At 41.1% G+C, this 26,988-nt stretch carries 20 protein-coding genes; 4 read left to right on the top strand and 16 right to left on the bottom strand.

The features are described from left to right. The 3 genes from Q1A31_RS07705 to Q1A31_RS07695 all read left to right on the top strand — a co-directional run bounded on the left by Q1A31_RS07705 (position 1) and on the right by Q1A31_RS07695 (position 3,722). The gene (locus tag Q1A31_RS07705) at positions 1 to 546 is read left to right on the top strand and encodes a TrmH family RNA methyltransferase (RefSeq protein ID WP_299874704.1); all 546 of its coding nucleotides are present in this window, start codon (positions 1 to 3) and stop codon (positions 544 to 546) included. A 3-nt stretch (positions 547 to 549) separates the two neighbouring features. After that, on the top strand, positions 550 to 2,658 hold the full coding sequence (gene recG / locus Q1A31_RS07700) for an ATP-dependent DNA helicase RecG (RefSeq protein ID WP_299874701.1): 2,109 nt from the start codon (positions 550 to 552) through the stop codon (positions 2,656 to 2,658). Positions 2,659 to 2,873: 215 nt separating this feature from the next. After that, positions 2,874 to 3,722 carry a LysR family transcriptional regulator gene (locus tag Q1A31_RS07695; protein ID WP_299874698.1) on the top strand — a complete coding sequence of 283 codons (849 nt, stop codon included), beginning with the start codon at positions 2,874 to 2,876 and terminating at the stop codon, positions 3,720 to 3,722. Between the two features lie 180 nt (positions 3,723 to 3,902). Here Q1A31_RS07695 and Q1A31_RS07690 read toward each other — a convergent pair whose 3' ends face one another. After that, entirely contained in the window at positions 3,903 to 4,136 is a 234-nt protein-coding gene (locus Q1A31_RS07690; protein ID WP_299874695.1) for a hypothetical protein, read from the bottom strand. A 209-nt stretch (positions 4,137 to 4,345) separates the two neighbouring features. Between Q1A31_RS07690 and Q1A31_RS07685 the strand changes: the two genes are divergently transcribed. Then, a complete protein-coding gene (locus tag Q1A31_RS07685; protein WP_299874693.1) occupies positions 4,346 to 4,855 on the top strand; it encodes a hypothetical protein in 510 nt (169 codons plus the stop codon). 138 nt (positions 4,856 to 4,993) lie between these two features. Here the strand turns inward: Q1A31_RS07685 and Q1A31_RS07680 are convergent, their stop codons facing one another. The 15 genes from Q1A31_RS07680 to Q1A31_RS07610 form a co-directional block, all read right to left on the bottom strand. Continuing rightward, complete coding sequence (locus tag Q1A31_RS07680; protein ID WP_299874691.1) at positions 4,994 to 5,968, bottom strand: glucokinase; 975 nt, start codon at positions 5,966 to 5,968, stop codon at positions 4,994 to 4,996. A 160-nt stretch (positions 5,969 to 6,128) separates the two neighbouring features. Next, entirely contained in the window at positions 6,129 to 6,440 is a 312-nt protein-coding gene (locus Q1A31_RS07675; RefSeq protein WP_299874688.1) for an isoamylase early set domain-containing protein, read from the bottom strand. A gap of 92 nt (positions 6,441 to 6,532) precedes the next feature. Continuing rightward, entirely contained in the window at positions 6,533 to 9,022 is a 2,490-nt protein-coding gene (locus tag Q1A31_RS07670; protein ID WP_299874685.1) for a glycogen/starch/alpha-glucan phosphorylase, read from the bottom strand. 93 nt (positions 9,023 to 9,115) lie between these two features. After that, positions 9,116 to 10,612, bottom strand: coding sequence for a glycogen synthase GlgA (glgA, locus tag Q1A31_RS07665; protein ID WP_299874682.1), 1,497 nt, complete (start codon positions 10,610 to 10,612; stop codon positions 9,116 to 9,118). Between the two features lie 342 nt (positions 10,613 to 10,954). After that, entirely contained in the window at positions 10,955 to 13,237 is a 2,283-nt protein-coding gene (glgB, locus tag Q1A31_RS07660; protein ID WP_299874679.1) for a 1,4-alpha-glucan branching protein GlgB, read from the bottom strand. After that, positions 13,237 to 14,628, bottom strand: coding sequence for a 4-alpha-glucanotransferase (malQ, locus tag Q1A31_RS07655; protein WP_299874676.1), 1,392 nt, complete (start codon positions 14,626 to 14,628; stop codon positions 13,237 to 13,239). The genes glgB and malQ overlap by 1 nt, the downstream gene beginning before the upstream one ends. Continuing rightward, positions 14,629 to 16,368, bottom strand: a complete 1,740-nt coding sequence (locus Q1A31_RS07650) for a glycoside hydrolase family 57 protein (protein WP_299874673.1) — start codon at positions 16,366 to 16,368, stop codon at positions 14,629 to 14,631. It abuts the gene before it with no gap. Between the two features lie 3 nt (positions 16,369 to 16,371). After that, positions 16,372 to 17,682, bottom strand: a complete 1,311-nt coding sequence (gene glgC, locus Q1A31_RS07645) for a glucose-1-phosphate adenylyltransferase (protein WP_299874670.1) — start codon at positions 17,680 to 17,682, stop codon at positions 16,372 to 16,374. Between the two features lie 89 nt (positions 17,683 to 17,771). Next, positions 17,772 to 19,448, bottom strand: coding sequence for a glucose-6-phosphate isomerase (pgi, locus tag Q1A31_RS07640; protein WP_299874668.1), 1,677 nt, complete (start codon positions 19,446 to 19,448; stop codon positions 17,772 to 17,774). Positions 19,449 to 20,190: 742 nt separating this feature from the next. Then, on the bottom strand, positions 20,191 to 20,820 hold the full coding sequence (locus Q1A31_RS07635) for a glutathione S-transferase family protein (RefSeq protein ID WP_299874665.1): 630 nt from the start codon (positions 20,818 to 20,820) through the stop codon (positions 20,191 to 20,193). A 150-nt stretch (positions 20,821 to 20,970) separates the two neighbouring features. Continuing rightward, entirely contained in the window at positions 20,971 to 21,978 is a 1,008-nt protein-coding gene (locus Q1A31_RS07630) for an adenosine deaminase (protein WP_299874662.1), read from the bottom strand. Between the two features lie 204 nt (positions 21,979 to 22,182). Beyond that, positions 22,183 to 23,244 (bottom strand): BMP family ABC transporter substrate-binding protein, encoded by a 1,062-nt coding sequence (locus tag Q1A31_RS07625; RefSeq protein WP_299874660.1) that lies wholly within the window; start codon positions 23,242 to 23,244, stop codon positions 22,183 to 22,185. Between the two features lie 44 nt (positions 23,245 to 23,288). Next, a complete protein-coding gene (locus tag Q1A31_RS07620) occupies positions 23,289 to 24,209 on the bottom strand; it encodes an ABC transporter permease (RefSeq protein ID WP_299874657.1) in 921 nt (306 codons plus the stop codon). Further along, complete coding sequence (locus Q1A31_RS07615) at positions 24,209 to 25,330, bottom strand: ABC transporter permease (protein WP_299874654.1); 1,122 nt, start codon at positions 25,328 to 25,330, stop codon at positions 24,209 to 24,211. The genes Q1A31_RS07620 and Q1A31_RS07615 overlap by 1 nt, the downstream gene beginning before the upstream one ends. Continuing rightward, complete coding sequence (locus Q1A31_RS07610) at positions 25,320 to 26,885, bottom strand: ABC transporter ATP-binding protein (protein ID WP_299874651.1); 1,566 nt, start codon at positions 26,883 to 26,885, stop codon at positions 25,320 to 25,322. The genes Q1A31_RS07615 and Q1A31_RS07610 overlap by 11 nt, the downstream gene beginning before the upstream one ends. Positions 26,886 to 26,988: the final 103 nt, after the last annotated feature.

The following is a 26,988-nucleotide window of genomic DNA, read 5'->3' as shown; positions in this document are numbered from 1 at the left end:
ATGAATAGGCAACTCGATCACGCTCAGGCTAGCGCTCAGGTTAATCCTCTCGAAGATAGCCAAACGCAGAAGTTTCCTATTTGCATTCTCGCCAATGATATTAATATCGCAGGTAATGTCGGTAGCTTATTCCGGATTGCAGACGCGTTGGGTGTTGAAAAACTCTACCTTACCGGAACGACTGCGACACCTCCAAAATACAAAATTCGCAAAGCGGCACGCGCCAGTGATAAACATGTCGATTTTGAATATCACGAGTCAGCAAACACACTCATCAACACGCTGAAAACCACAGACACCAATATTATCTGTTTAGAAATTACCGAATCTAGCATTGATATCAGAGACTTCAAACCAACAAACCTCTTTGAAAATAGCAAACTGTGTTTAGTCATCGGCTCTGAAAATGAAGGTATTTCCCAGGAAATACTCAGCCTTGCCGATCAAACCGTCCATATTCCCATGTATGGCGAAAACTCATCGATGAATGTTGCCACCTCATGTGCGATTGCCATCCATGAATTAATCCAGCACTTCCAAGCGTAGTTTATGGTCACCCCCCCACTTATAAGCCTTTTTTCACCGGTAACCGAATTAAAAGGTGTCGGCCCCAAAATGGCCGAGAACCTTGAAAAGCTGGATATCGAAAAAGTACAGGATTTGCTTTTTCACCTGCCGTTGCGCTATCAAGACAGAACCCAATTCTATGAGATTGGTGCGGTCTCGCATGGCCAAGAGGTGATGGTCATCGGCGAAGTCGAACACTCGGAAATTGTGTATCGCGGTCGACGCATGATGATCTGTACCATTTCGGACGGCACCGGCTTACTAACATTACGTTTTTTCCACTTTAGTAATGCTCAGCAAAAAGCACTGACACGTGGCACCAAACTCAGATGTTTTGGAGAAGTGCGCATCGGTAAAACCAGCCGTGAAATGGTACACCCGGAATATAAAATTTTGACGGGTTCTGATAGCCAGAATACCCAAAGTGGCTTAGCCAAAGCACTGACACCGATTTATCCGGCGACCAAAGGCTTACAACAACGCAGCTTGTTACGATTGGCTCAAGCGGCGTTAAGTCACCTCAATGGACTAGAAGACCTTATCCCTCATCAAATAGTCGCGAATAATCATTTATACGATTTAAATCATGCACTGCAAGCATTGCATCAACCCGTTGCTGGGGTTTCAGTAGCGCAGTTATTAGCGCGTAATCACCCCGCGCAGCAGCGTTTAATCTTCGAAGAATTACTCGCGCATCAACTGAGTTTAAGAAAACTCAGAGAGCAACAAAAACAAGCGAACGGAATTCCATTTAATACCAAATCGACTTATTTCAATCGGCTAAAAGACAACTTGCCGTTCGACCTAACCAACGCACAAAATCGAGTCATCGAAGAAATAGATGAAGATCTGCAGCAAACATGGCCGATGAGTCGTTTAGTGCAAGGTGATGTGGGTTCGGGTAAAACCCTGGTCGCTGCCGCAGCGGCATTAATAGCCATAGAAGCCGGTTATCAAGTAGCGCTGATGGCACCGACCGAAATACTCTCGGAACAACATTTTAAGAACTTCACCGATTGGTTGAGCCCGTTGGGTCTAAATGTCACGCTATTATCAGGGAAGCTAAAAGTTGCAGAAAAGCGAGAAGCGCTAGCAGCAACTGAAAGTGGAACGAGCCATTTAATTATTGGTACGCATGCCCTATTCCAGAATGATGTGAATTTTCAACGACTGGGATTAATCATCGTCGACGAGCAACACCGTTTTGGTGTGCATCAACGTTTATCGCTTCGTGAAAAAGGTAAGACCCAAAGTCAACAAGAAGATATTTATCCACATCAGTTAGTCATGACGGCAACGCCTATTCCACGCACGCTAGCCATGACTACCTACGCCGATATGGATTATTCTGTTATCGACGAATTACCACCCGGTCGAACACCCATCAAAACAGTCGTCATTAGTAACTCGCGACGTGATGAGATAGTGCAAAGAATTGATGTGGTATGTAATGAAGGTGCTCAGGTTTATTGGGTATGTACGCTGATTGAAGAATCAGAAACCTTACAAGCACAAAATGCAGAAGAAACCACCGAATTACTCCAGCAAGCCTTACCAGACTTAAAAATAGGATTAGTTCATGGGCGCATGAAATCAGCCGAAAAAGAAGCGATTATGGCTGAGTTTAAATCCGGCAAGTTACATCTATTAGTTGCTACAACAGTAATTGAAGTCGGTGTAGACGTACCCAATGCGACCCTGATGATTATCGAAAATGCAGAACGCTTGGGGCTGGCACAATTGCATCAATTACGCGGGCGTGTCGGTCGTGGCAGCAAAGCCAGTAGTTGTGTACTGATGTATCAAACACCCTTATCAGATAACGCACGCAAACGTCTGGAAGCATTGCGTAACAGCAACGACGGCTTTGAAATAGCCAGAATAGATCTGGAGATTCGCGGTCCCGGGGAAGTATTTGGCACCCGCCAAACTGGCGAATTACAATTTAGAATTGCCAACCTGATGGAAGACCAGATGCTACTGCCTAAAGTACAACAGGCAGCAAAACAAATGTTAGAGCAATATCCGGAGAATATCGAACCCTTAATCGAACGCTGGATCAAACACGCTGAGGATTATGCATCCGTTTGATCTGAGAATAATCACAAGGTCACCCCCCTACTTGAATGACAACTCGTTTTTGTTTTATAAAAAACGATATTGGAATTTATGCTTTGCGGAATGACAACTCGTTTTTGTTTTGTAAAAAACGATATTGGAATTTATGCAAAGCTAGATGAGTTTTTTAGTGACTTAAGCCGAACAAGAAAATATGATGATCTTGATCCCTTTTAACGGTTATACCCATGGATATTTCCCACCTAAAGACCTTTCTCGAGATTTACAAAACTCGACACTTCAGAAAATCCGCTGAAAAATTATTCATTACACAATCAGCCGCAAGTGCTCGTATCAAATTACTCGAAGACCGTTTAGGCGTCGCTTTATTCACACGGGAAAAACGCAATATTGAACCTACACCTGCCGCACACCGTTTCTTTAAATACGCAGAAATGGTGGTTACTGGTTGGGATCAGGCCAAACAAGTGGTGGCTTTACCAGATGAATATGAGCTATCCATCTCAATCGCCTGCATGGCAGATATCTGGCATTTATTTCTTAAAAACTGGATTGTCGAAATAAAAGATCAACGACCTGGATTTGCCTTTAACTTGATGATCAATCAGTCTCATGATGTATCAGACTTATTAATCAACGGCGCTTTGGATTTAGGTTTTGTTTTCGAGCCGATTCAATTGCCTTCGATTGAAGCGCACGAAGTGCTTGAATTTGAAATCAAATTATTTTCGACCACGCCAAACCAAACACCCGAACAAGCACTGGATAAAAATTACATAAAAATAGACTGGGGCGTCTCGTTTGAATACGAGTATTCTCAGGAATATAAAGATCAGGCGATTTCTAATGTGCGTACTAACTACGGCTTAATGGCGATTGATATTATGAAGGACAATGGCGGAGCCGCTTATCTTCCAGAGTTAAGTCCTTTGCAAAATGACCCAACACTGTCACTTTATGAAGTAGAAAATGCCTTTATCTTTAAAAGAAAACTCTATGCGCTTTATAGAAAAGATACTGAAGTGCATGAAAATATTGCAGAAATTATCAACACCATCAAAACGATTATTTCTTAGAAAACCGTTTGATTGGATATAGCCCTGAATAACAGCGCTAATTGTTTATCCAACCATTCATATTGAAATTTTACATATAGGAAAGCACCTGCTTAAAAAAACGATGTTTCTTAATCAGGTGCCGGGGGGATACCCTGAAGGGTAATTCGGTGACTTTTAGTTTAAATCTTAAACTAACGACTAATCATAGTCGTAATCAAAATCCCAATTCCAGTCAGTATCTTTCATCGCTTTTCTTTCGAAATAATCTTCGATACGATGACGAGCGCTTCTCTTGGGTTTTGCACGATGTTGTTTTCTAGAAGATGTATTCTCATTGAAATCTAGTTCATATCCTTCATCTGATGATTCTGCAAAGTCATCATCAAAGTCGTCAAAATCATCTTCGTAATCGTGCTTCTGATTCTTAGCCATTTATCAATTCTCCAAAATAATAATTAACAGCTTAAAAATCTCAAGTTCCTAGAACCTCGAGATAAATTAATTGTTGCACTATTTATTGAGGAAAAATAACAAAAAATATTGTTCAATTTAAGAAGCAACATTGATTAATAATGAAATTATCTTGAAGTCATTATCTGTCGTATGATGTACCGACCAAATTAACATGAAAAAGATAAAGAATGACTAGCAACAACGATTTAGAAACAAAAAAAGGCTTGATCAAGAGTAGCGAAATTCCTAGAACGCTCGGATTTCTGATTGCATTCGTTGGCGTGTTCTTTCTTGTTGCCACAGTGTTCAGCCTAATAACCATTGTGGTTTTACAAGCAGCGTCAGGAGATTCTGGCCCTCTTTCATCGAAAGATAAATACACGATTGCGCTATCGATCACTTCCCTACTGACTGCATTAGGAGCGCTCTATATTGGCATCAAACTGATCAAAAAATTAGATATTGGTCGTAAGCTGTTCAATATTTTCGGATTGATTGTCATAGCCTTAGCCTGGGCAAAATTTATGTATAAGCAAAATGCGATCGAAAAGAGTTTTGCCAATATGCCAGCTGAGCTAGCAGCCAATGCAAAACAAATTGAGTTGGGCGATACAATGACGGTATTTATTCTACCGGCAATTTTAATCGTGGTGGCGCTGTTACTGAATTTACGAAGATCTAGAGCTTCATTGAAATAAAGACAGATAATAGAAAAAGAATAGAAATAAAAAGCGATAGAGAATAAATCAAGAATGACACCCCCCTACTTTAAGCAGGTTTTATTACTAATCTAAACTGTTAAGCTTTTACATTTAGGTTTCAATCAAATCAGGGTTTCAATCAAAAGCCTGACTGATTCCCACCAAGGCAGGATGTTCAGATTTAATAACAAAAACGGGAATATCTTTTAGGTAATCTTTAAAACGTCCTTTGGACTCAAAACGTTCTCTAAATGATGAATTTTCAAAGTAACTTTCTAGTTTTGGAATAATCCCTCCACCGATATAGATTCCACCTTTGGCACCTAAAGTCAAAGCTATGTTTCCTGCCACAACGCCTAGTAAAGCGCAGAACACTGCTAGAGCTTCAGAACACTGTTTGTCGGTTTGATTGATTGCATGCTGAGAGATATCTCGTGGTTTTAAATCAATCTTTGCATCTACTTGATCAAGTTCACAGATTACACCATAGAGCCGTTGTAATCCGCTACCAGAAATCAGACGTTCTGCTGAGACGTGTTGAAATTCCTTCCAGCAAGTTTCAAGTATCTGACATTCTCGTTTGCTTGTAGGGCTCAGGCTAACATGTCCACCTTCTCCTGGAAGGGCTATCCATTTTTGACCTGTAAAAACGAGCCCAGCAACTCCCAAGCCGGTTCCGGGACCTAGAATGCCAATAGTTGCATTTTCTTTGATTTTGCCACTGCCTATTTGATGACATTCCTCTCGATCTAAATGTGGAATAGACAAAGCCAGCGCTTCAAAATCATTCTTAAATATTAAGGAATCCAGAGATAATATTTTACGCGTCTCTTCAATCGAGAAATCCCAGTCGTGATTCGTCATTTTGATACGATCACCATCTATAGGATTCGCAATTGCGATGGCTGCTTCAGTGACTTTGGGATTGTTAACCAGTTCTAAATAATGCTTATAGGCTGATGCAAAGTCGGGATAATTATCGACCGGCAACACCTTTTCATTCTGGATAAACCTACTACTGTTTAGTAAAGCGAAACGTGCATTGGTGCCGCCAATATCGGCAATGACTCTTTTGTTAGTAGATGATTTAGGCTTTATTTTTGAATTCATGATTCAAGGTCCCTAGCGCTATTAGAAACAACTAACATAAATTCACACCCCCCTACTTTAAGCAGGTTTTTTGTATCCTGATTTAGCTTGGAGATAATTTTTACCTCCCAGCTAAATCCTGCAAACTTCATTTGGTATCTTGCACTAAATAATTAATCAGTTACGCAAGCTGTACCACTGAGTTTTCACCATCGATGCCATTAGGAATATATTTATCGGCTTCCCAATCATTTTCCCAAACGCCCTGATCGTTTAAATAACGAAACTGGTATTCGGTTTGTTCTGTTTCAAGCTCTACGGTTTGTGTGAAATCGCCACTTTTCAGGCGTTTCATTGGGGTGGCTTTATCGTCCCATTGGTTGAAATCGCCAACAAGATAAATCTTGTCAGCTGATTTAGCTGCATCTTTTTCAACACGAAAAGTCACTTTACACACTGGGCGTGATTTCAGATATTGTTTTTTGATACTCACATTTAACTCCATTTAAATTAATACTAAAAAATAATAAAAACTAGAAACTGCCCGTATAACAACAGTTTCTAGATTGAATACAGAATAAGCACCTAAATTTTGTGCGATTCTAATTTCCAGATATCTCTATTGTAATCCTGCATGGTTCTATCCGTTGAAAAGAACCCGCTTGAGGCGGTATTCATGATACTCATTCGAACCCATTTTTCCTGATCCTGCCACGTTTCTGCAACCGCTTTTTGTGCTTCAACATAACTTCCAAAATCAGCAAATGTTACCCATGGATCGTTACTATTATACAAGCTCTGAATAATTCCATCGAAGATACCCGGTTCATTCGCATTGAAGTGTCCGGATTGAAGTAGCTCCATCACAGCTTTTAGATCCTGATTCTGATTGATATAGCTCATTGGATCATAATGACCTTGTAAATTTTGTACTTCGTTTGCTTTTAGACCGAACAAGAAAAAGTTCTCTTCTCCCACTTCTTCTAAAATTTCGATATTCGCGCCATCATAAGTGCCGATAGTCAAAGCACCATTCATCATGAATTTCATATTACCCGTGCCAGACGCTTCTTTACCCGCAGTGGAAACCTGCTCAGATAAATCAGCAGCCGGAGCAATCACTTCCATTGCACTTACACCATAATTAGGGAAGAACACCAGCTTTAGCTTATCACCCACATCAGGATCAGAATTAATCACTTCTGCAATATTATTGGTGAGTTTGATAATGCTCTTGGCTAACACATAGCCAGGCGCGGCTTTACCGCCTATCAACACACAGCGATTGGCCCAGTTATCGGTATTGCCTTGCTTGATTTGAATATATAGATGGATCACGTGCAGTAAATTCAATAACTGGCGTTTGTACTCATGAATTCGCTTAACTTGAATATCAAACAGTGAATCAGTATTGAATTTTACCCCGCAAAGTTGTTCAACCAAATCCGCCAGACGCTGTTTATTGGTTTGCTTTACGTCTTTAAATGACTTTGCGAATGTTTTCTGTTTGGCTGCTGACAGCTTTTTGATTTTACTGATATGAGATAGATCTGAGATCCAATCTTCACCGATATAACCAGAAATCAAATCGGTCATATCCGGGTTTGCATGGGCTATCCAGCGTCTAGGTGTTACACCATTAGTTTTATTGGTGAATTTTTCTGGCCATAATTCATAAAAATCATGAAACAAACCCTCACACAATAATTGCGAATGCAAAGCTGCCACGCCATTGACAGAAAAGCTCCCAACAATAGCAAGATTAGCCATCCGAACCTGTTTGTATGGACCTTCTTCTATAATTGACATTCTGGCATGACGTTCAATATCACCCGGCCATTTTTGCTGTACCAGACGCATGAATCGAGCATTAATTTCGTAAATAATTTCTAATAATCGTGGCAATAAACTTTCGAATAGGTGAACAGGCCATTTTTCAAGCGCTTCAGGCAATAAGGTATGATTGGTATACGCCATGGTTTTGCTGGTGATTTTCCAGGCATCGTCCCAGTTTAAACACTTCTTATCCATCAGTATCCGCATCATTTCTGCCACAGAAATGGTTGGATGGGTATCATTCATCTGGAACACATTTAGATCGATAAACTTCTCAAAGGTATTGCCCTGATCTGTTTCCCACTGTCGAAATACATCTTGTAAGCTGGCTGACGCGAGAAAATATTGTTGTTTTAAACGCAGTTCTTTACCGTTTTCACTGGAATCATTTGGGTATAAAACCATGGTAATGTTTTCAGCATTATTTTTTGCAGCAACCGCTTCTGTATAACCACCTGCATTGAATTCCTCAAGATCAAATTCATCGGTCGCAGAAGATTTCCATAATCGAAGCGTATTAACCGTTTTATTTTTATAACCTGAAATGGGCACATCAAAAGGAATCGCCAAGACATCATTAGTCTCAACCCAACGCGCATGCAGTTCATTATGTTCGTCGTGATAATATTCTGTGTGACCGCCAAATTTTATGGTTTGAGTATATTCGGGGCGTTCTAACTCCCACGGGTTGCCATCTCTCAGCCAATGATCTGGCCTTTCTTCCTGTCGACCATCAACAATGGCTTGTTTGAACATGCCATATTCATAGCGAATACCGTAACCCAGAACGGGTAATTGTAAGGTCGCACAACTGTCCATAAAGCATGCAGCCAAACGACCTAAGCCACCATTACCGAGACCCGCATCAGGTTCTAGTGATTCAATATCTTCTAGTTGCAAACAGTAACTTTCCATTGCTTCTTTCGTATTATCGGTGACATCCAGATTAAGCAAGTGATTGCCTAAGGCTCTGCCCATGAGAAACTCTAATGAAAGATAGTAAGCCCGTCGCACATCTGGCTGACGATAGGCTTCCCAGGTTTTACACCAGTTGGCAACAACCCGGTCGCGTAAGGTAAACGACAAGGCTTCATAAAAATAAAAAGAATGGCAACCTTGAGTACGACCAAGATGGTAGGTTAGGTATTTTTCAAAACTTTTACCTATGGCTTTAGAACTATTGGGTAAGGTTTTAATTTTATTAGGAAGACAGGTTTCCAATGGGGCTTTCTTGATCATTTTTTACTCTCTTGAATTCTCATAAGAATTCTTACTTGAATTGTCACTTGTAATTTCTAGTGTGTTATCTAATTGTTACTAAGGTCTAGTCATCTAGCCGTTATAAATTTCTATATACGCACCTGCACTTTTTTCCCAACTAAAGTCCTGCGTCATCGCATTACGTTGGAGTTTCTGCCAGCTTTTCTTGTTTTCAAAAGTTGAAAGCGCGCGCATTATAGTCTTAATTAATTCTTCTGTATTTGCTTTATCTAAAACAAATCCATTAGGTTTGGGAGCCTGCTCTTCTGAGTCTTTTGCAGCTGCAAAATCAGCTGATTCAGCTACCGTTTCACCTATATCAATAACTGTATCCGCAAGCCCACCAGTACGATTTACAATAGGTAATGTACCGTAACTAAGACTGTACATCTGATTAAGCCCGCAAGGCTCAAATCGGGAAGGCATTAAGAAGATATCGCTGCCTGCTTCTAATAGATGCGCTTTTTCTTCGTCATAGCCGATAAAAACTAAGACACGTTCCGGATACTTTTGATTTAGTTGATTGAGTTGAGCTTCAATATAAGCGTGACCGGTGCCAATGATGACTATATTAGCGTTGGTCTCTGCAAGTATTCTGGGTATGGCTTCAAGAACCATATCAATGCCTTTTTGCTCAACCAGTCGACCAACCAGACCTAACAATGGCGCTTCTAATTTATCCTTATCGGCCGTTATGCCATAAGACTCTAACAAAGCCTTTTTGTTTTTTTGCTTGCCGGGATTGCGACGTTGCGCGGTAAAGTTAAAAGGTATCAGGCTATCTGTAGCTGGATTCCATACTTTGGTATCAATGCCATTGAGTATTCCAGATAATTTATAACTTCTCGATGAAAGTACTCCTTCAAGTCCGTAGCCAAATTCAGCGGTACAGATTTCTTTTGCGTAGGTTGGGCTAACGGTTGTAACTGCATCAGAATATACAATGCCGGCTTTAAGCATGGATAAATTACCGTAAAACTCGACACCCTCCATCGACCACCAGGCACTGGGTAATTTAAGACGGTTAAATTCTTCTTTGGAGAAGCTCCCGCTATAAGCCAGGTTGTGTATAGTGAATATTCGCCGCGGACGTTCTGGCTCATGATCTAGAAATGCAGCCACTAATCCGGTTTGCCAATCGTTGCAATGCACGACATCGGCTTTCCATCCGATATTCAATTTATCCAGACTTAAAGCGGCTACTGCCATAGAAAATAGAGCGAAGCGTTCCGCATTATCGGGCCAGTCATGACCATTAGCATGGGTGTATGGATTCCCTTCGCGGTCAAATAATTGTTGATAATCCACCAGCCAGATCGGCATTTCAAACTGTTCGTGTGTTGCTTCTAATATCCGAACATCTCTGGTAACACCGGCTAAATTCAGCTGTAACCAACCTATGGTTTTGAATGAATCTAACTCATGTAATACGTCACGATACGCAGGCAGGACCAGTCGTACATCAATATTCTTTTCTGTAAGTGCATGTGGTAGGGAGTATGAGACATCGCCTAATCCACCGGTTTTTAATAAAGGCCAAACTTCGCTGGTAGCAAATAAAACCTTCATTTTAAAATATCCATTAACTTTTTCTCTTCTTTAATATTCTTTACGTAGCATTTAATCTGAAGCTGTATTAACCATCCATACCATCCGTAAATATATTATAGAAAGTCACCCCCCTACTTTAAGGCAGTTTTTTTTCATTAAATAATGAAAAACTTACCCTGTGGATAGTTAGCTGTTACTGCTTTTTTACTAATGTATTACAGCTATATTCAACTAAGACCTATTTACTAATCTGTATTACGTAACACCTAATAATTGAGAATATCTATACGATTAATTTATGCAATTATTATGCCAGCAACCTATCATTAGCTAATAATTGCTAGTGATAGTTGATCCTTCCTAATCGGAGAATTCTCCTTTAAGAAACACAGCACTCAATGGTGGCAATGTCACACTAATCGATTGTCTAAACCCTGTCCATGGAACGGATTCAACTGAAATCGGATTATGGTTTCCACAATTTGAACCTGCGTAATAGGACGAATCGGTATTTAATAATTCATGATAAGTATCAGCTTCCGGTACACCAATTCGATAGTGCGTTCGTGGAACCGGGGTGAAATTTAATAAGCAGATAATTGTATCCTTCGGATCTTTTGATTTACGCATCAGGCTTAAAGCCGACTGATCTGAATCGTTACAATCTATCCACTCAAACCCATCGTGTGAAAAATCAAAGTAATGCAATGCTGTTTCATTCTGGTACAAGTTATTCAGGTCTGTAATTAACTGACTAACACCATGATGTTGCTCTACTGAAGTTAATGCCCAGTCGAGTTCAGCATCATCATTCCATTCGATCCATTGTGCAAATTCACCACCCATGAATAATAATTTTTTGCCCGGATGAATGTATTGCCACGCATAGAGTAAACGTAAATTCGCCATCTTTTGCCAATCATCACCCGGCATCTTACTCACCAGACTCCGCTTGCCATGTACCACTTCATCATGCGATAACGGCAAAATAAAGTTTTCCGAATAGCTATAGATTTGACTGAAAGTCAGTTGATTATGATGGTATTTACGATGTACTGGATCAGTTTCCATATAGCTGAGATTGTCATTCATCCAGCCCATATTCCATTTAATCGAAAAACCTAAGCCACCCAGTTCTACAGGTCGAGAAACCATTGGCCATGCCGTTGATTCCTCTGCCATGGTAAGCACCCCGGGATGCAATCCATGGACCGTGGTATTCATCTGCTTGAGAAAATCGATCGCTTCCAGATTTTCTCTGCCGCCAAACTCATTCGGTAACCACTCGCCAGCTTCTCGTGAATAATCCAGATATAGCATCGAAGCAACTGCATCGACACGCAGTCCATCTAAATGGAATTCTTCAATCCAGTACACCGCATTGGTAATTAAAAAGTTTCGTACTTCATTACGCCCGTAATTGAAGATGAGTGTTCCCCAATCCTGATGCTCGCCCTTTCTAGGGTCTGCATGTTCGTAGAGCGCATCGCCATTAAATTTTGCTAATGCAAAAGCATCTTTGGGGAAATGAGCGGGCACCCAATCCAGAATCACACCTATGTTAGCTTTATGGCATTCATTGATGAAATATCGAAAATCTTCAGGCGTCCCAAAACGCGCAGTAGGCGCAAAGAAGCCAGTTACCTGATATCCCCAGGATTGATCTAAAGGATGTTCTGCAATGGGGAGTAGCTCGATGTGCGTGTATGCCAATTCCTTAATGTAAGGAATCAGTTGTTTGGCTATTTCTCGCCAGTTCAGAAAATTACCGTCATCATCGCGACGCCACGAACCAGCATGTAATTCATAAATACTGATCGGTTTGTGCTGCCAATCGAAATTATTGCGATGTTCTAGCCAGGCCTGATCTTCCCAGTCAAATTTTTCTGCCGACGATATATGAGAGGTGGTATCAGGACGTAATGCCATAGACTGTGCGTAAGGATCTGTTTTCTTTAAAATCTCATCATGTTGAGTACAGAGCTCATATTTATACACATCATTGGCGACTAAGCCTGGGATAAATAATTCCCAAAGCCCTGAGGAACCTCTACTGCGCATCGGGTGTCTGCGACCATCCCAGCCATTGAAGTCACCAACAATGCTAATCCTTTTAACATTAGGACACCACAAGGCGAATTGACACCCTGTAACGCCATCTATAGTCTGGATATGAGCACCCAAAAACTGATAGGCATGATGATGTTTTCCTTCAGCAAAAAGGTAGATATCCATCTCCCCTATTTGCGGTTGAAAACTATAGGACGATATTGATTCGTGCCAGTCTTCACTACCTTTCTGTTGCCATTTGAGTGTGTAATGCTCATCGAGTGATTTAGCTTGTTTCGCAGATAGCTTATATTCAAATATGTCGCTATCCGGGATACGAGTCATCTCTCCCACGCCTTTCAGTTCAGCCACTTCTGCCTGAGGCAAGAAGCTACGGACTATTTTTTCTTTTTTCGCATTAGCTGACGTGTGAATACCTAATATAGCAAATGGGTCATGATGCTTGCCTTGCTGTATTTTTGCGAAATCTTGAGTAAAAGTCTTATCCTCGGTTTTTTTACTTGCGCTGTTTTGCCTAGCGCTAGTTTTCTTAGCGGGCTTGTTGTTCGACTTGTTTTTCTGAGGTTGTGCCATTAGTGCGTATCCGTTTTGTATAAGCGACCAGCTTTTTCTAGTTGTTCTCTAGTCTTATTAACGATGCTTTTTGTTATTTGATCCCAATCGAATTTCCAGGTCCAGTTATCATCAGAAATTCCGGGGACATTCATGCGAGCTTCAGAGCCAAGATTCAGTATGTCTTGAATAGGAGCAATGGCCAATTGACCGCTACTATTGAAAGCAACTTCAATCAGTCTCTCTGTTATTTTGTTGGGATCTGTTAGTTGCAAAACATCTAAAATATGATTTTGTGTCTCTGTATCCTGACTATTAAACCAGCCAAGTGTCGTATCATTATCATGGGTGCCCGTATACACAATGCGATCGTAAGTAATGTTTTCAGGCTTATGCGGATTATCTGTAAATCCATCAAAGGAAAATTGTAAAACAGACATTCCCGGGAGTTCATATTTCTCACGCAGTGCATTAACCTCGGGCGTTATAATTCCCAAGTCTTCGGCTACAATCGCTAATGACCCCATCTCTTGCTTTAAATGTTGTAATAATTCTTCGCCTGGTACTTTTTGCCATTCACCATCAATGGCTGTTTCGCAATCGCTAGGAATCACCCATACCGCCTCTAGACCACGGAAGTGATCGATGCGCACTAGATCAAAAAGACTAAAATGATTTTTAAGTCGTTGCATCCACCATTTAAAATCATCTTGTCGCATTTGCGCCCAGTTATAGTGCGGATTACCCCAGCGCTGCCCCGTTTTGGAGAAATAATCTGGCGGAACACCGGCAACAACCGTCGGGTGACTATCATCATCTATTAGAAATAAATCAGGGTTACTCCAGACGTCTGCACTATCGTGCGCGACGAAAATAGGCATATCGCCGAAAATCATTATATTACGCTCAGCAGCGTAGGCTTTAACTTCATTCCAACGTCGATACAGGCAAAATTGCTGCCAACAAATGGCACTTAATTGGTCATGGTTCTCAGCTCGATACTTATCTAATACATGCTGCTCGCGATGCCGAAATTCATCTGGCCATTCATACCAGGGCTTAAAACCCAACGTTTGTTTAAGTGATATAAATAAAGCGTATTCATTGATCCAGTAATCCTGAGCATATAGCCAACGGATAAATTCTTGGTCACCGACATTTATATTCTCGTAAGCTGTATCAGCAAGAAACGCAGGATTGATGGCAAATGCCGAATAGCATTGATATGGCGATAAATTTTCCTGAGGTACGCCCAAAGGTAAAATCTGCCAAACACTCAGGCCCGCATCTGACATAAAGTCTAACCAACGATTCACATCCTTATCTAAAACTCCGGAAGGAAGAGACGTTGGATGAAGTAGTACACCGCCTAATCGAGCTTTTTGGTGCTGCAGTTCGGAATAGGTTTCCATTTAAGCATTACGCCTCATGGTACCTGAATTTTCAGCATCTCCTCCGCCGACAGAAATAGGATGATCTAAATGTTCGGGAGGGGCTTTATCAATTAAGGCATATAACTTTTTCAACTGGATACGATACAACTCATCAAAATCGTTAACGCTTCCAGAAGAATTATAATCACCGAACCACCAGAACCAGTCTGATCCTTCGCATATCGCAAGCTGATCATCTAACTCAAGTAATTCATCTTTAGATAAAGTGCCTGCTGCAACAACCTCATCGCAGTCTTTTTTGGCGGCGACTAAATATTCCCAGGCACGATTTTTATCTTCCTGCCCTATCCATGTAGTAAAGCTTCCATACACCCAGCTTCCGGCGCAAATTCTGTCTACTTTGGTAGCTGCAACCGACTGAGATGTCTTCGAGAAAGTTGTTACTTCTATCTCTTCACATTGACTCATTTGTTGATACAGGGCATCAAGGAAGTAATAGCCATTATCATGATAATATTCCCAGGCATTTTCTCCATCTAAAATAACAGAAACCACCTGTTGATCAGCATCATCACCGACGAAATTGGCAATATTTTGTAGATTTTCAACGAAGTTTTGCGCGGCGTCATCCGCATTCCAGTGACTGTATTCGAAACCAATAAAATCAGATAAACCGTCATCTCTGAAATACAACTGAGTTCTGTTTTCTTTAAATTGATAAGGTTTGAATAGCGCTTTTTTATTGTGAATATCTTCAGAATCCATCTGATTCAGATGACAGGTATTACGCCAGACTTGCTCACCCGATGCCGTCCAACTGATATCGAATTTATCTAGCATCTGAATCGCATCTTCACTGACGCCACCCTCTGAAAGCCATACACCCTCAGGCTTTTTACCAAAATGATGCTGGAATGATTGAATACCTTTTTCCATATGCCATTCAGAGCGACTCACGCCATTTGGATAATCATCACAGTTAGGCATAGGAGCCTCCGGTGATGAGCATTGCATGTTTTCAAATTTATTTAATAACGGCACAATCGGATGCGCATAGGGTGTTAAGGATAGTTCTATTTGTCCGCTTTCAGTTAATGCACGATAGCGCGGTATAATTCCACTTAAGGCCTCATATATGATTGTAATTAGCTGCTTACGATCATCCAGAGAATAATCTTGTCCTTTCTCAAACAATGCCGTGACCTGCTTTGAACCTTTCAGTGAATGTCCGAGCCAGGCCAGATGATACCAAACAACTAAGTCATGAAATTTCTGATCCTCTAAACTTTCAAGAGAGAATTCTTTATTTTCAGCGGTACTATCTTCAATTTGACTAAAAGTGTTTTCCATACTTTTCATCAGTTGATCAAAAGCGGGATAAGGCTCAATCATACGAGGCGCATAACAGCGTTTACAGTCTTCAAACAAGCGCTTTTTTTGCTCTAACTTACCAGGAATTTCAGTCGTTCCAGCCAGTACCGAAAGCAATGGATCTGACAATGGATTTGTTTTGTGAGTAGTACTCGACTGAAAGTGTTTAAGCTCTTCAACGTATTGATCGAGTTGTTCCAGCAATACCGGTGAGAAATTAACAACAGCAGCCATATCTGGATGGTTTTCCAGATGCTTTGCCATATCGGTGTAGTCTTTTATACCGTGCAGATATACCCACGGTAGATGGAAAGTACCATTCGGACCTTCACGATAGTAAGGCTGGTGCATATGCCAGCACAATACTACTTTTAGCTTAGACTTCATAAATCAATCACCTTCAAATGAAAACAAATCTTGACCGAGCATACCGGGAGTAACCAGCACTATGCCCTCTTCAGAAACATGGTAATTCTTGCGATCTTCGTCAAGGTCTTCTCCTATAACTGTTCCATCGGGTATGACACATGATTTATCGATAATCGCTTTGGTTATACGACAATTCTTTCCAATTTTCACCTTGGGTAAAATTACACTGTCTTTGACGTGAGAGTAACTTTCGATGGTTGTTCCTGATGAAATCACAGATCGTTTTACTCGTGCACCAGAAATAATACAACCGCCAGAAACCAGTGAATCTATTGCCTCACCGCGACGTCCCTCGTCATCAAAAATGAATTTTGCTGGAGGACTTTGTGTTTGATAGGTCCATATCGGCCATTCCTGATCATACAGATTTAGCTCTGGCTCAATATCACATAACTCCATATTCGTTTTCCAATAGGATTCAAGCGTTCCCACATCTCTCCAGAATGAAGGTTCCCCTGTTTTCTCATCGGCAAAGGCATAGGCCATCGCAATAGAATCTTTAATTTTTGCAGGAATAATATCCTTACCAAAATCATGTGATGATGCAGGATTACTCGCGTCTTCTTTCAATGTCTCATAGAGAAAACGAGTAGAGAAAACATAGATACCCATCGAAGCCAATGCAGAATCTGGCTTACCTGGCATAGGTTCTGGATTTTCTGGTTTTTCTGTAAAACTGGAAATTTGCATATCATCTTGAACCGCCATCACACCGAAGCTAGAAGCCTCTTCTTTCGGCACTTCTATACAACCTACGGTAAAATCAGCACCTGAATGCACATGTTGAATCAGCATTTTGGTGTAGTCCATGGTGTAGATATGGTCTCCACCTAACACAATCACATATTCGGCTCGGTGGCTGCGCATTATATCGATGTTTTGATATAAGGCATCCGCTGTACCTTTGTACCAGGCTTTTTCTGCGGTACGTTGCTGAGCTGGTAATAGTTCAACAAACTCGCCAATTTCCGCGCGTAAAAAACTCCAGCCACGTTGTAAATGTCTCAACAAGGAATGCGACTTATATTGGGTTAAAACAGTAATTTTTCGTAAGCCAGAATTCACACAGTTCGACAGTGCAAAATCTATAATGCGATATTTACCACAAATCGGAACAGCTGGTTTTGCGCGCCACTTGGTTAAATCCATTAAACGCGAACCTTCGCCTCCCGCTAGAATTAACACGAGTGTTTTACGCGTCATTTCTGTGGCTGTTCTTGGCTCAAAGTTTTGAGCACCTTTTTGAGACTGCTTTACTGAACCACTGTCCATTTTTTATCCTTTTATTCAAATGACTCATCAAAATGAATCATTGGTATCTAAATTGAAGCAAATACTGTGCCAGTATTTTGCCTTATAACTTAATCATTGCCCGCATCAATGACATCTCGATAATAATTAATCAGGGTGTTGGTCGAACCATCATGACTTCTCACCTCATAGGGTTGATCAATATCCTGTAAAATTGTTTTGGTTAACTGCTTACCTAATTCAACACCCCACTGATCAAATGAATTGAGGTTCCAGATTATTCCCTGTACAAAAATCTTATGTTCATAAAGCGCCAATAGCATACCCAGTGTACGTGGGGTTAATTTACGAATAAGGATGGTATTGGTCGGATGATTTCCTTCAAAAACCATGTGATGGATACGCTTATCAATATCACCCAAATCAGTATTACCCGCCTTGATATCCGCTAAGGTTTCATCGTAGTTTCTGCCGCGCATTAAGGCTTCCGTCTGCGCCAGTGCATTTGCAAACATAATATTATGTTGCTCCTGATGCGTACTGTGCGTCAACATGGATACGATAAAATCCGAAGGGATCATTTTAGTCCCCTGATGTATCGACTGATAAAACGCGTGTTGCCCATTGATACCGGACATACCCCAGATAATAGGACCCGTTGCATAATCCACCTTGCGACCATCTCTATCAACAGATTTACCATTACTCTCCATATCTGCCTGCTCCAGATACATCGTCAAACTTCTTAAATAATGGTCATAGGGGAAAATACCGTAGGATTCAGCATTAAAGAAATTGTTATACCAAATACCCAACGTAGCGAGAATCACCGGCATATTCTTTTCAAGTGGTGCTTCTCTGAAATGCTGATCCATCGAATGCGCACCATCCAGCATTTTCTTGAATCTCTTCATCCCTACTGCCAGAACCACTGACAAACCAATCGCTGACCAAAGAGAATATCGTCCGCCTACCCAATCCCAGAACTCGAACATATTATCCGGGTCGATTCCAAACTTGATGACTCCGTCACGATTAGTGGAAACAGCGACAAAATGCTTACTGATATGTTGTTCTTCAATTGCAGACTGTAAAAACCATTCACGAGCAACATGCGCATTGGTTAGTGTTTCCTGCGTAGTAAATGTTTTCGAAGAAATGACAAATAAGGTCGTTTCAGGATCCAGCTTTTCTAATGACTGATCAATATGCGCGCCATCTACGTTAGAGATAAAATGTACTGTCAAACGTTTATGGTGATACGGAGTTAGTGCCTCATAAACCATTTTAGGCCCTAAATCCGAGCCACCAATGCCCACATTGACAATATTTTTGATGACTTTACCAGTATAACCTTTCCACTCTCCTTTCCTGACTTTTTCAGAAAAAACGTCCATTTTATCAATGGTAGAATTGATCATGGGCATGACGTCTTCACCATCCACCATAATCGGAGTATTAGTACGATTACGTAAAGCCGTATGCAATACCGCCCTGCCTTCGGTATTGTTAATTTTCTCGCCGCTAAACATACGCTCGCGCCAACCTTCTAAATCAGACTCCTTGGCAAGTTCGCAAAGTAAAGGAATCGTTTCGTGTGAAATCCGGTTTTTAGAATAGTCGAGAAACAAACCATTGTATTCAATCGAATACTTGTTAACTCGCTGCGGATCAACGCTGAATAAACGACGCATGTGAAGTTGGCTCACCTGATCAAAATGCTTTTGCAGTTTCTTGTAAGCCGGCAATTCCGTTAAAGTCGGTTTTTCTTTCTTAGTATTAACCATTATCAATTTTACCAGTTAGAAATTTTACTCGATGAATCATAATCGATTATTGAATGTGTAAATTTGACCTAAGCAAGGCTACTGTTTAAAAATCGAATTTTTTAAGCCAGTGATGAACAAACTTAAATGAGTTTCCTTTAAAAGAATAATCCCAATCCGTAAGAATGGACATATCACCAATGATGTAATTTCAGAAAAGACAACGATAAATCTCCAGTATGACAAACAATAACAGCGTTTCTATTTTGCAGCAGACTTAAGCCGATACTGTCGTGACATTTTATAATATAGATACTGAAAAACATATATCGTCTTAATTTACTGGCATAACAGATAGATTCAACAGTAAATCGTATAGCCAATTTTTTATACCGCTCTCTTCTCTTACTTAAACCATTACCTTACTTATAGACTACTTTTCAAAAAATGCACTATAAGTAGGGGGGTGACCAAATTTAAATCGTATAACACCTTTAAGAGATAAAATATCACAACTATGGAAGATGGTTGCTACCCGTATTGAGAAGTTTAATTTCTAGCTTTAGGGAATCTATTGAAATTAGATATACAACTCATTTGAGCAAAACTTACGAAACAGACGAAGACTAGGAAAAAATCACTCTGATTAAGACTTATGAACACTATGAACTTAGTATTTACCTTGGAGAATCAGAGTTTATAAAAATTTGTAATACCGCCAAGGACAATATTACGACATAATAAATGTACTAAAAAAATATCATTATCTAGATTTTTTCATAGCTACAAATCTGGGTAGCGCTTCGATTTTAGATAGCCATGCTTTGATATTTGGATAAGGATCTAAACTGATATCTCCTTCGGGCGCATGAGCGACATAGGTATAGCAGGCTATATCGGCTATTGTGATTTCATTTCCCGTTAAAAAATCATGTTGGCTTAGGGTATTGTCTATCATTCCTAGCAGTGAAACTGTCTTTTTCTCTACCGTTGCAAAATCAATTTCCACGTTAAATACTTTACTAAATCTTGCAACAGCGGGTCCTGAAGCTAACTCACCTGCGGCGATAGATAACCAGCGCTGTGTTCTTGCAGCCAACTCTGCGGACTCTGGCAACCATGCATAACCATCGTTGTATTTTTTAACCAGATACACCAGTATCGCGTTCGAATCGCCTAACTTAAAACCATTATCATCAATGACTGGAACCTGACCAAATGGACTGGTTTCAAGGTAGTCATCTGGACGATTACTGCCATCGCGATTTAATTCGATAATCTCATAAGGTAAATCAAGCAGAGACAACATCAACTGCACTCGATGACAATGTCCTGATGCCTCAAAGCGATAGAATTTGATGGGATTATTGCTTTCTGGAAAATGGCTATTCATATTCATTACCTAACAGTTAGATTCTTAACTATAGCTTACGGTAAATAAATATTTATACACCCCCCTACTTATAGGCACTTTTTTTAAAAAAAGTGCCTATAAGTAGGGGGGTGTCATTATAATTAGTCTTTAAGCTGCCTTAGCTTCGTATTAACTATTTTTAGCTAAATAACTATCAACATCAGCATTCAAACGCTGTTTCTCAGCATCAGAAATAAACGCCGCATCAAAACTATTCTTCGCCAATTGCGCCAGGTTTTCTTTATCGTTATTGATCAAATCGCTAATCGCTTCGTAATTCGCATTTAAATAGCCACCAAAATAAGCGGGATCATCCGAATTGATCGTTACTTTTAAGCCAGCCGCTAACATATTGGGTAACGGGTGATTTTTCATATCATCCACTACACATAGTTTTGTGTTTGATAATGGGCAAACCGTTAATGGCATTTGCTCATCAGATAAACGCTTGAGTAATGCAGGATCTTGCATCGATGTATTACCGTGATCGATACGCTCTACTTTCAATAGATCTAACGCTTCGTAAATATACTCAGGTGGCCCCTCTTCGCCTGCGTGTGCCACGATATGAAAACCTTCTTCTCTAGCCTTGGCAAATACACCTTCGAACTTAGAAGGCGGATGACCCATTTCTGATGAGTCCAGACCGACTCCGATAATTTTATCTTTATGCGCTAATGCAGATTCCAAGGTTTTAAACGCATCATCTTCATCCAGATGACGCAAGAAGCACATAATAATGCCAAAGGTAATACCAAACTTATCCTGACCCGCTTGCAATGCCGAGTGGATACCATTCAATGCCGTTTCGAACGCCACACCGCGATCTACATGCCCTTGCGGATCGAAGAAAATTTCTACATGGCGCACATTCTCTGCATTCACCTTTTCAAGGTATGCCCAGGTTAAATCATAGAAATCCTGCTCGGTCTGAAGAACGTTCATCCCCTGATAATAAATATCCAGAAAGTCCTGTAACTGATTAAAATCATAAGCTTTATGCAAAGCTTCAACAGACTCATAAGGCAATGTAATACCATTTCGCTCAGCAAGCTTAAACATCAACTCTGGCTCGAATGTACCTTCAATATGTAAATGGAGTTCGGCTTTAGGCAAGCCAGCAATAAATGATTTCATAGTTATTAGTTATTTAAGTTGAATAAAAAAGAGCGGTAATAATACCGCTCTTAATAAAATGTATCGAATAATTGTTTTAGAACGTTTAGATTTTCATTCAAATCAAGGCGCCTTCGCACGCAGAATGTGAGCGTACATTAGTACGTGACCATTCGAGTACTAAAGCAACGCTGAGTTGATTGAAAAGATGAATGTTCTAATTAATTATTTGGGGATTGTGCCGTCTACCCCTTCAACATACCAATCCAGCTTCGACAAATCACCATCAGAAATAGTTTCGCCTTCTTTTACAACAATCTCGCCTTTCTGATTTTTGATTGGGCCCTGGAATGGGTGGAAGCTACCATCAATAATTGAGGCTTTTACTTTATCAGCCATTTCGCGAACATCCTCTGGCACTGCATCTCCGTAAGGAGCCATGACTACCATCCCTGCTTTTAGACCGTCCCAGGTATCATCTGATTTCCAGCTGCCATCTATCGCTGCTTTTACACGCTGAACATAGTATGGAGCCCAGTCGTCGATGATTGCTGTTAGCTGTGCTTTAGGTGCGAATGCTTTCATGTCTGAAGCCTGACCAAAACCATAAACACCGCGTTTTTCTGCTACTTGTAGTGGTGCTGGTGAGTCAGTGTGTTGTGTAATGATGTCTGCACCCTGATCGATCAGTGCTTTTGCTGCATCCCCTTCTTTTCCGGGATCAAACCAAGAGTTTACCCAAACAACTTTAACGGTTACATCAGGATTTACTTTACGAGCTGCAATTGTCATCGCATCTATACCACGAATGACTTCAGGGATTGGAAATGATGCGACATAGCCGATGATATTCGACTTAGTCATTTTACCTGCGATGGTGCCTAAAATGGCACGACCTTCATAAAAACGTCCCGAATAGGTACCAACATTGTCTGCGCGTTTGTAACCCGTTGCGTGCTCGAATTTAATCTTGGGGAATTTTTTCGCGACTTTAATGGTTGGATTCATGTAACCAAATGAAGTGGTGAAGATCACTTCATTGCCATCTGCGGCTAACTGGCGGATAACACGTTCTGCGTCAGCGCCTTCTGGAACGCTCTCAACATAGGTCGTTTTTACATCTAATTCCTTTTCAAGCGCTAAACGCCCCTGATCGTGCTGGTATGACCAGCCATGGTCTCCAATGGGACCGACATAAACGAAACCAACTTTCGTCTCCGCGTTAGCAATACCAACGGCTGATAAGCAGGTGGCAATCGCAACAGATGTAAGAATTTTTTTAAACATTTTAACTCCTTAGGGGTTGGGTTGATTTAAATATTAACAGATATTTATCGACTTGCATGAAAAGGTTTTCCTAAACTTGCAGGGGCATTTAGTTTAATTTTAGAACGGTCTCGAGAAATAATAACCAGTACTAAAATAGTGGCGAGATACGGTAGCATCGACATCACTTGCGAAGGCACAGCAATACCCAGTGCTTGAGCGTGCAATTGTAAAATTGAGATGCCACCAAACAGGTAGGCACCCAATAATACGCGTCTGACTTTCCAGCTTGCGAATACCACTAAAGCGAGCGCTATCCAGCCACGACCGGCTGTCATTTGCTCCACCCACAGCGGTGAGTAAGCCAACGATAAATAGGCCCCGCCCACGCCTGCCATCGCACCGCCAAATAACACTGCGAGAAAGCGAATTTTAAGCACTGAATAGCCCATCGCATGCGCTGCATCGTGGGAGTCTCCTACGGCTCTGAGAATCAATCCTGCACGGGTTTTATTCATAAACCACATGACGGCAAACACCATAAAGATAGACAGATAAACCAGCCCATCCTGACTGAAGAAGATTTCACCAATCACGGGTATATCAGAAATTACCGGGATATGAAGTTGTGGAATGCCATCATAAGCCACACCAATCATACTTTGACCGACAAGCGCACTTAGTCCTATACCAAATATTGTTAAGGCTAGCCCTGTAGGTACCTGGCTGGCATGGAACACTAGCACTAGCACACCGAAAATAGCAGCCATCGACGCACCCGCTAGCATACTGGCAAAAATAGCCACGGTGGCACTGCCAGAGTAATGCACGGCGGCGAATCCGACGATTGCGCCCATCACCATCATGCCTTCGACACCAAGATTAAGAACGCCAGATTTTTCTGTTACTAATTCGCCCAACGCGGCAAATAATAATGGCGTTGCTGCGGTGATAATTGTCAGTATTGCTGCAACTAAAATCTCCATTACTTTACCTCGCTTGTAGATTTTATTGATGACTTAACCGCTGGCGCAATCGTCGACTCAGACTTTTTTGAGGTTCGAATCTTGTATTGAATCAACACATCACAGGCCAATAAGAAAAAGAGTAATAGGCCTTGAAAAACACCGGTCACCGCAACGGGCAAATTGAGTTTCATCTGTGCAGTTTCTCCACCGAGATAGGATAACGCCAGCAATAAAGCCGCGAATAACACACCCAGAGGATGTAATCGACCCACGTAAGCAACTATGATGGCGGCAAAACCATAGCCGGGAGAGATATTGGGCAATAGTTGTCCTATCGGCCCAGAAACTTCTATAGCTCCTGCCAAACCAGCAGCGCCACCACTGATTAATAAGGTCGTCCAGATTATTTTGGAATGACTAAAACCCGCGTGCTCACCGGCTGCTGGCGCATCGCCCATGACCTTAATTTGATAGCCGAGCAAGGTTCGAGAGAGTAATATCCAGCCGATGCCTACGAAAAATAAAGCGATTACAGCGCCTAAGTGTAAACGGGTACCATCGTACAAAATAGGTAACAACGCGGAGTCACTAAATAAACGTGATTCGGGGAAATTAAAACCATCAGGATCTTTTAAAGGCCCATGAATCAAAAGGTTTAATAACAATGCAGCTACATAACTCAGCATCAAACTGGTGAGGATCTCATTGGCATTAAAACGGGTTTTCAGAAAAGCGACGATTCCAGCCCAAATAATCCCTCCCAACGCACCCATAATCAGAATTAAAGGGATGATGTAAAAGCCTGTTTTTTCATAGAAAAATAATGCTGTTGCTCCACCAAATAATCCTCCTAAAATCAATTGGCCTTCGGCACCGATATTCCACACTCCGGCACGAAACCCCAGAGACAAGGCAACACCAATGAGAATCAATGGAGTGGCCTTTACCATGAGTTCGGTTAATCCATAAATGGAGGAAATAGGTTCGACAAAAAAGGCATGTAAAGCCCCCGAGGGTGAAACGCCCATAATCAGAAATAAGACTATACTGGCCAGTAACGTGAGTAAAAGTGCGAGTATGGGTGACAAATAGACCATCGCTTTGGATGGTGATTGTCTTTTAATCAATCTAGGAAGCATTATGATTAACCTCACTGCCATTGATCACATCATCATGCATGTCATCAAGTGAGACCCCCGCCATTAACAACCCCATTTTTTCAATGGTGATTTCGCTAATAGGGTAAAACTTCGAGAGCACGCCTCCACAGATGGCTCCCATGCGATCAGATATTTCCATTAACTCATCCAGATCCTGAGAAATTACCAATACCGCAGCACCTTTAGATGCCATTTTGCGGATCGCTTCACGAATCGTTTGTGCAGCACCCGCATCCACTCCCCAGGTGGGTTGTGCAACAATTAAAATATTGGGATTCTGATCAAATTCTCTACCCATAATGAATTTCTGTAAATTACCACCAGAAAGGCTAGCAGCCGGAACATCAGCATTGGGGGTTTTCACGGAGAAGTCTTTGATCACTTTGTTTGCATAATCTTCTGTTTTGCCATAATCGATTAAACCGTGGCTAATAAAATGGAGGCGTTCATAAGACGTTAAAAACGCATTATCGACCAAACTCATATCCGGCATCGCACCGTGACCGAGTCTTTTTTCCGGTACACTAGCCATTCCCATTAAACGACGCTTATTGGGACCAAGGTGACCAATGTGTTCACCTTCTATAATGACACTACCAGACTCAGATAATCGCTCACCATTAAGTGCAGTTAATAATTCATCTTGTCCATTTCCTGCAACACCTGCGATACCAACCACCTCTCCCGAGTGAACTAAAAGGTTAATATCTTTTAACGAAATACCCAGTGGATCAGCCGCTACTACATTCAGGTTTTTAGCCTTTAAACGGATATCACCAAGCGTTGGTTTTTTCGGGTGTTTAAAGGCCTGCATTTCTTCACCCATCATCATTGCGGCGAGTGATCCTGTGCTTTCTTTATCAACCGATACTGTCGCGACTTTTTTGCCCAGTCTTAAAATGGTGGCGTCATGGCAAAGTGCCTTAATTTCATCGAGCTTATGACTGATATAGAGAATCGCCAGACCTTCCTCACCTAACCGTCTTAAGGTGACAAATAATTTTTTCACTTCTTGCGGGGTTAATACCGAAGTGGGTTCATCCATTATCAGCAATTTAGGTTCTTGCAATAGACAACGAATAATTTCAATTCGTTGGCGCTCACCTACGGATAAAGTATAAACGTGTCGATTAGGATCAAGAGGCAAACCATAACGTTGGGATACTTCGGTAATCTGCTCTGCCAGTTCTCTCATGCTGCTGGCATGATCCATCCCCAGTGATATATTTTCGACGACGGTTAATGAATCAAACAGTGAAAAATGTTGAAACACCATTGCAATGCCCAACTCTCTGGCATGGGCTGGTGCCTTGATATTAACTGCTTTTCCATCGAATTTAATTTCTCCAGCATCTGGTTTTAATATGCCATAAATCATTTTTACCAGAGTGGATTTACCTGCACCATTTTCGCCGAGTAAAGCGTGCACTTCGCCAGGTCTGATTTTCAGATCGACATTGTCAGTAGCGAGTACACCCGGAAATGCTTTACGCATTCCTGTGAGTTCTAGCAAATACTCAGATGGTTGAGCCATGTGTTTCCCTATCCAGATTAATCTAAAATTGTACCGTTAAAAAACAAATGAATTTCATACATTTGCAATAAATCTAATAATGTTTCCTTAAATTATTAAAAAA

The sequence above is a fragment of the uncultured Cocleimonas sp. genome (assembly GCF_947495625.1).
In the GTDB taxonomy this organism is placed as follows: domain Bacteria; phylum Pseudomonadota; class Gammaproteobacteria; order Thiotrichales; family Thiotrichaceae; genus Cocleimonas.
This window is presented reverse-complemented; position numbering and strand designations above follow the sequence as displayed.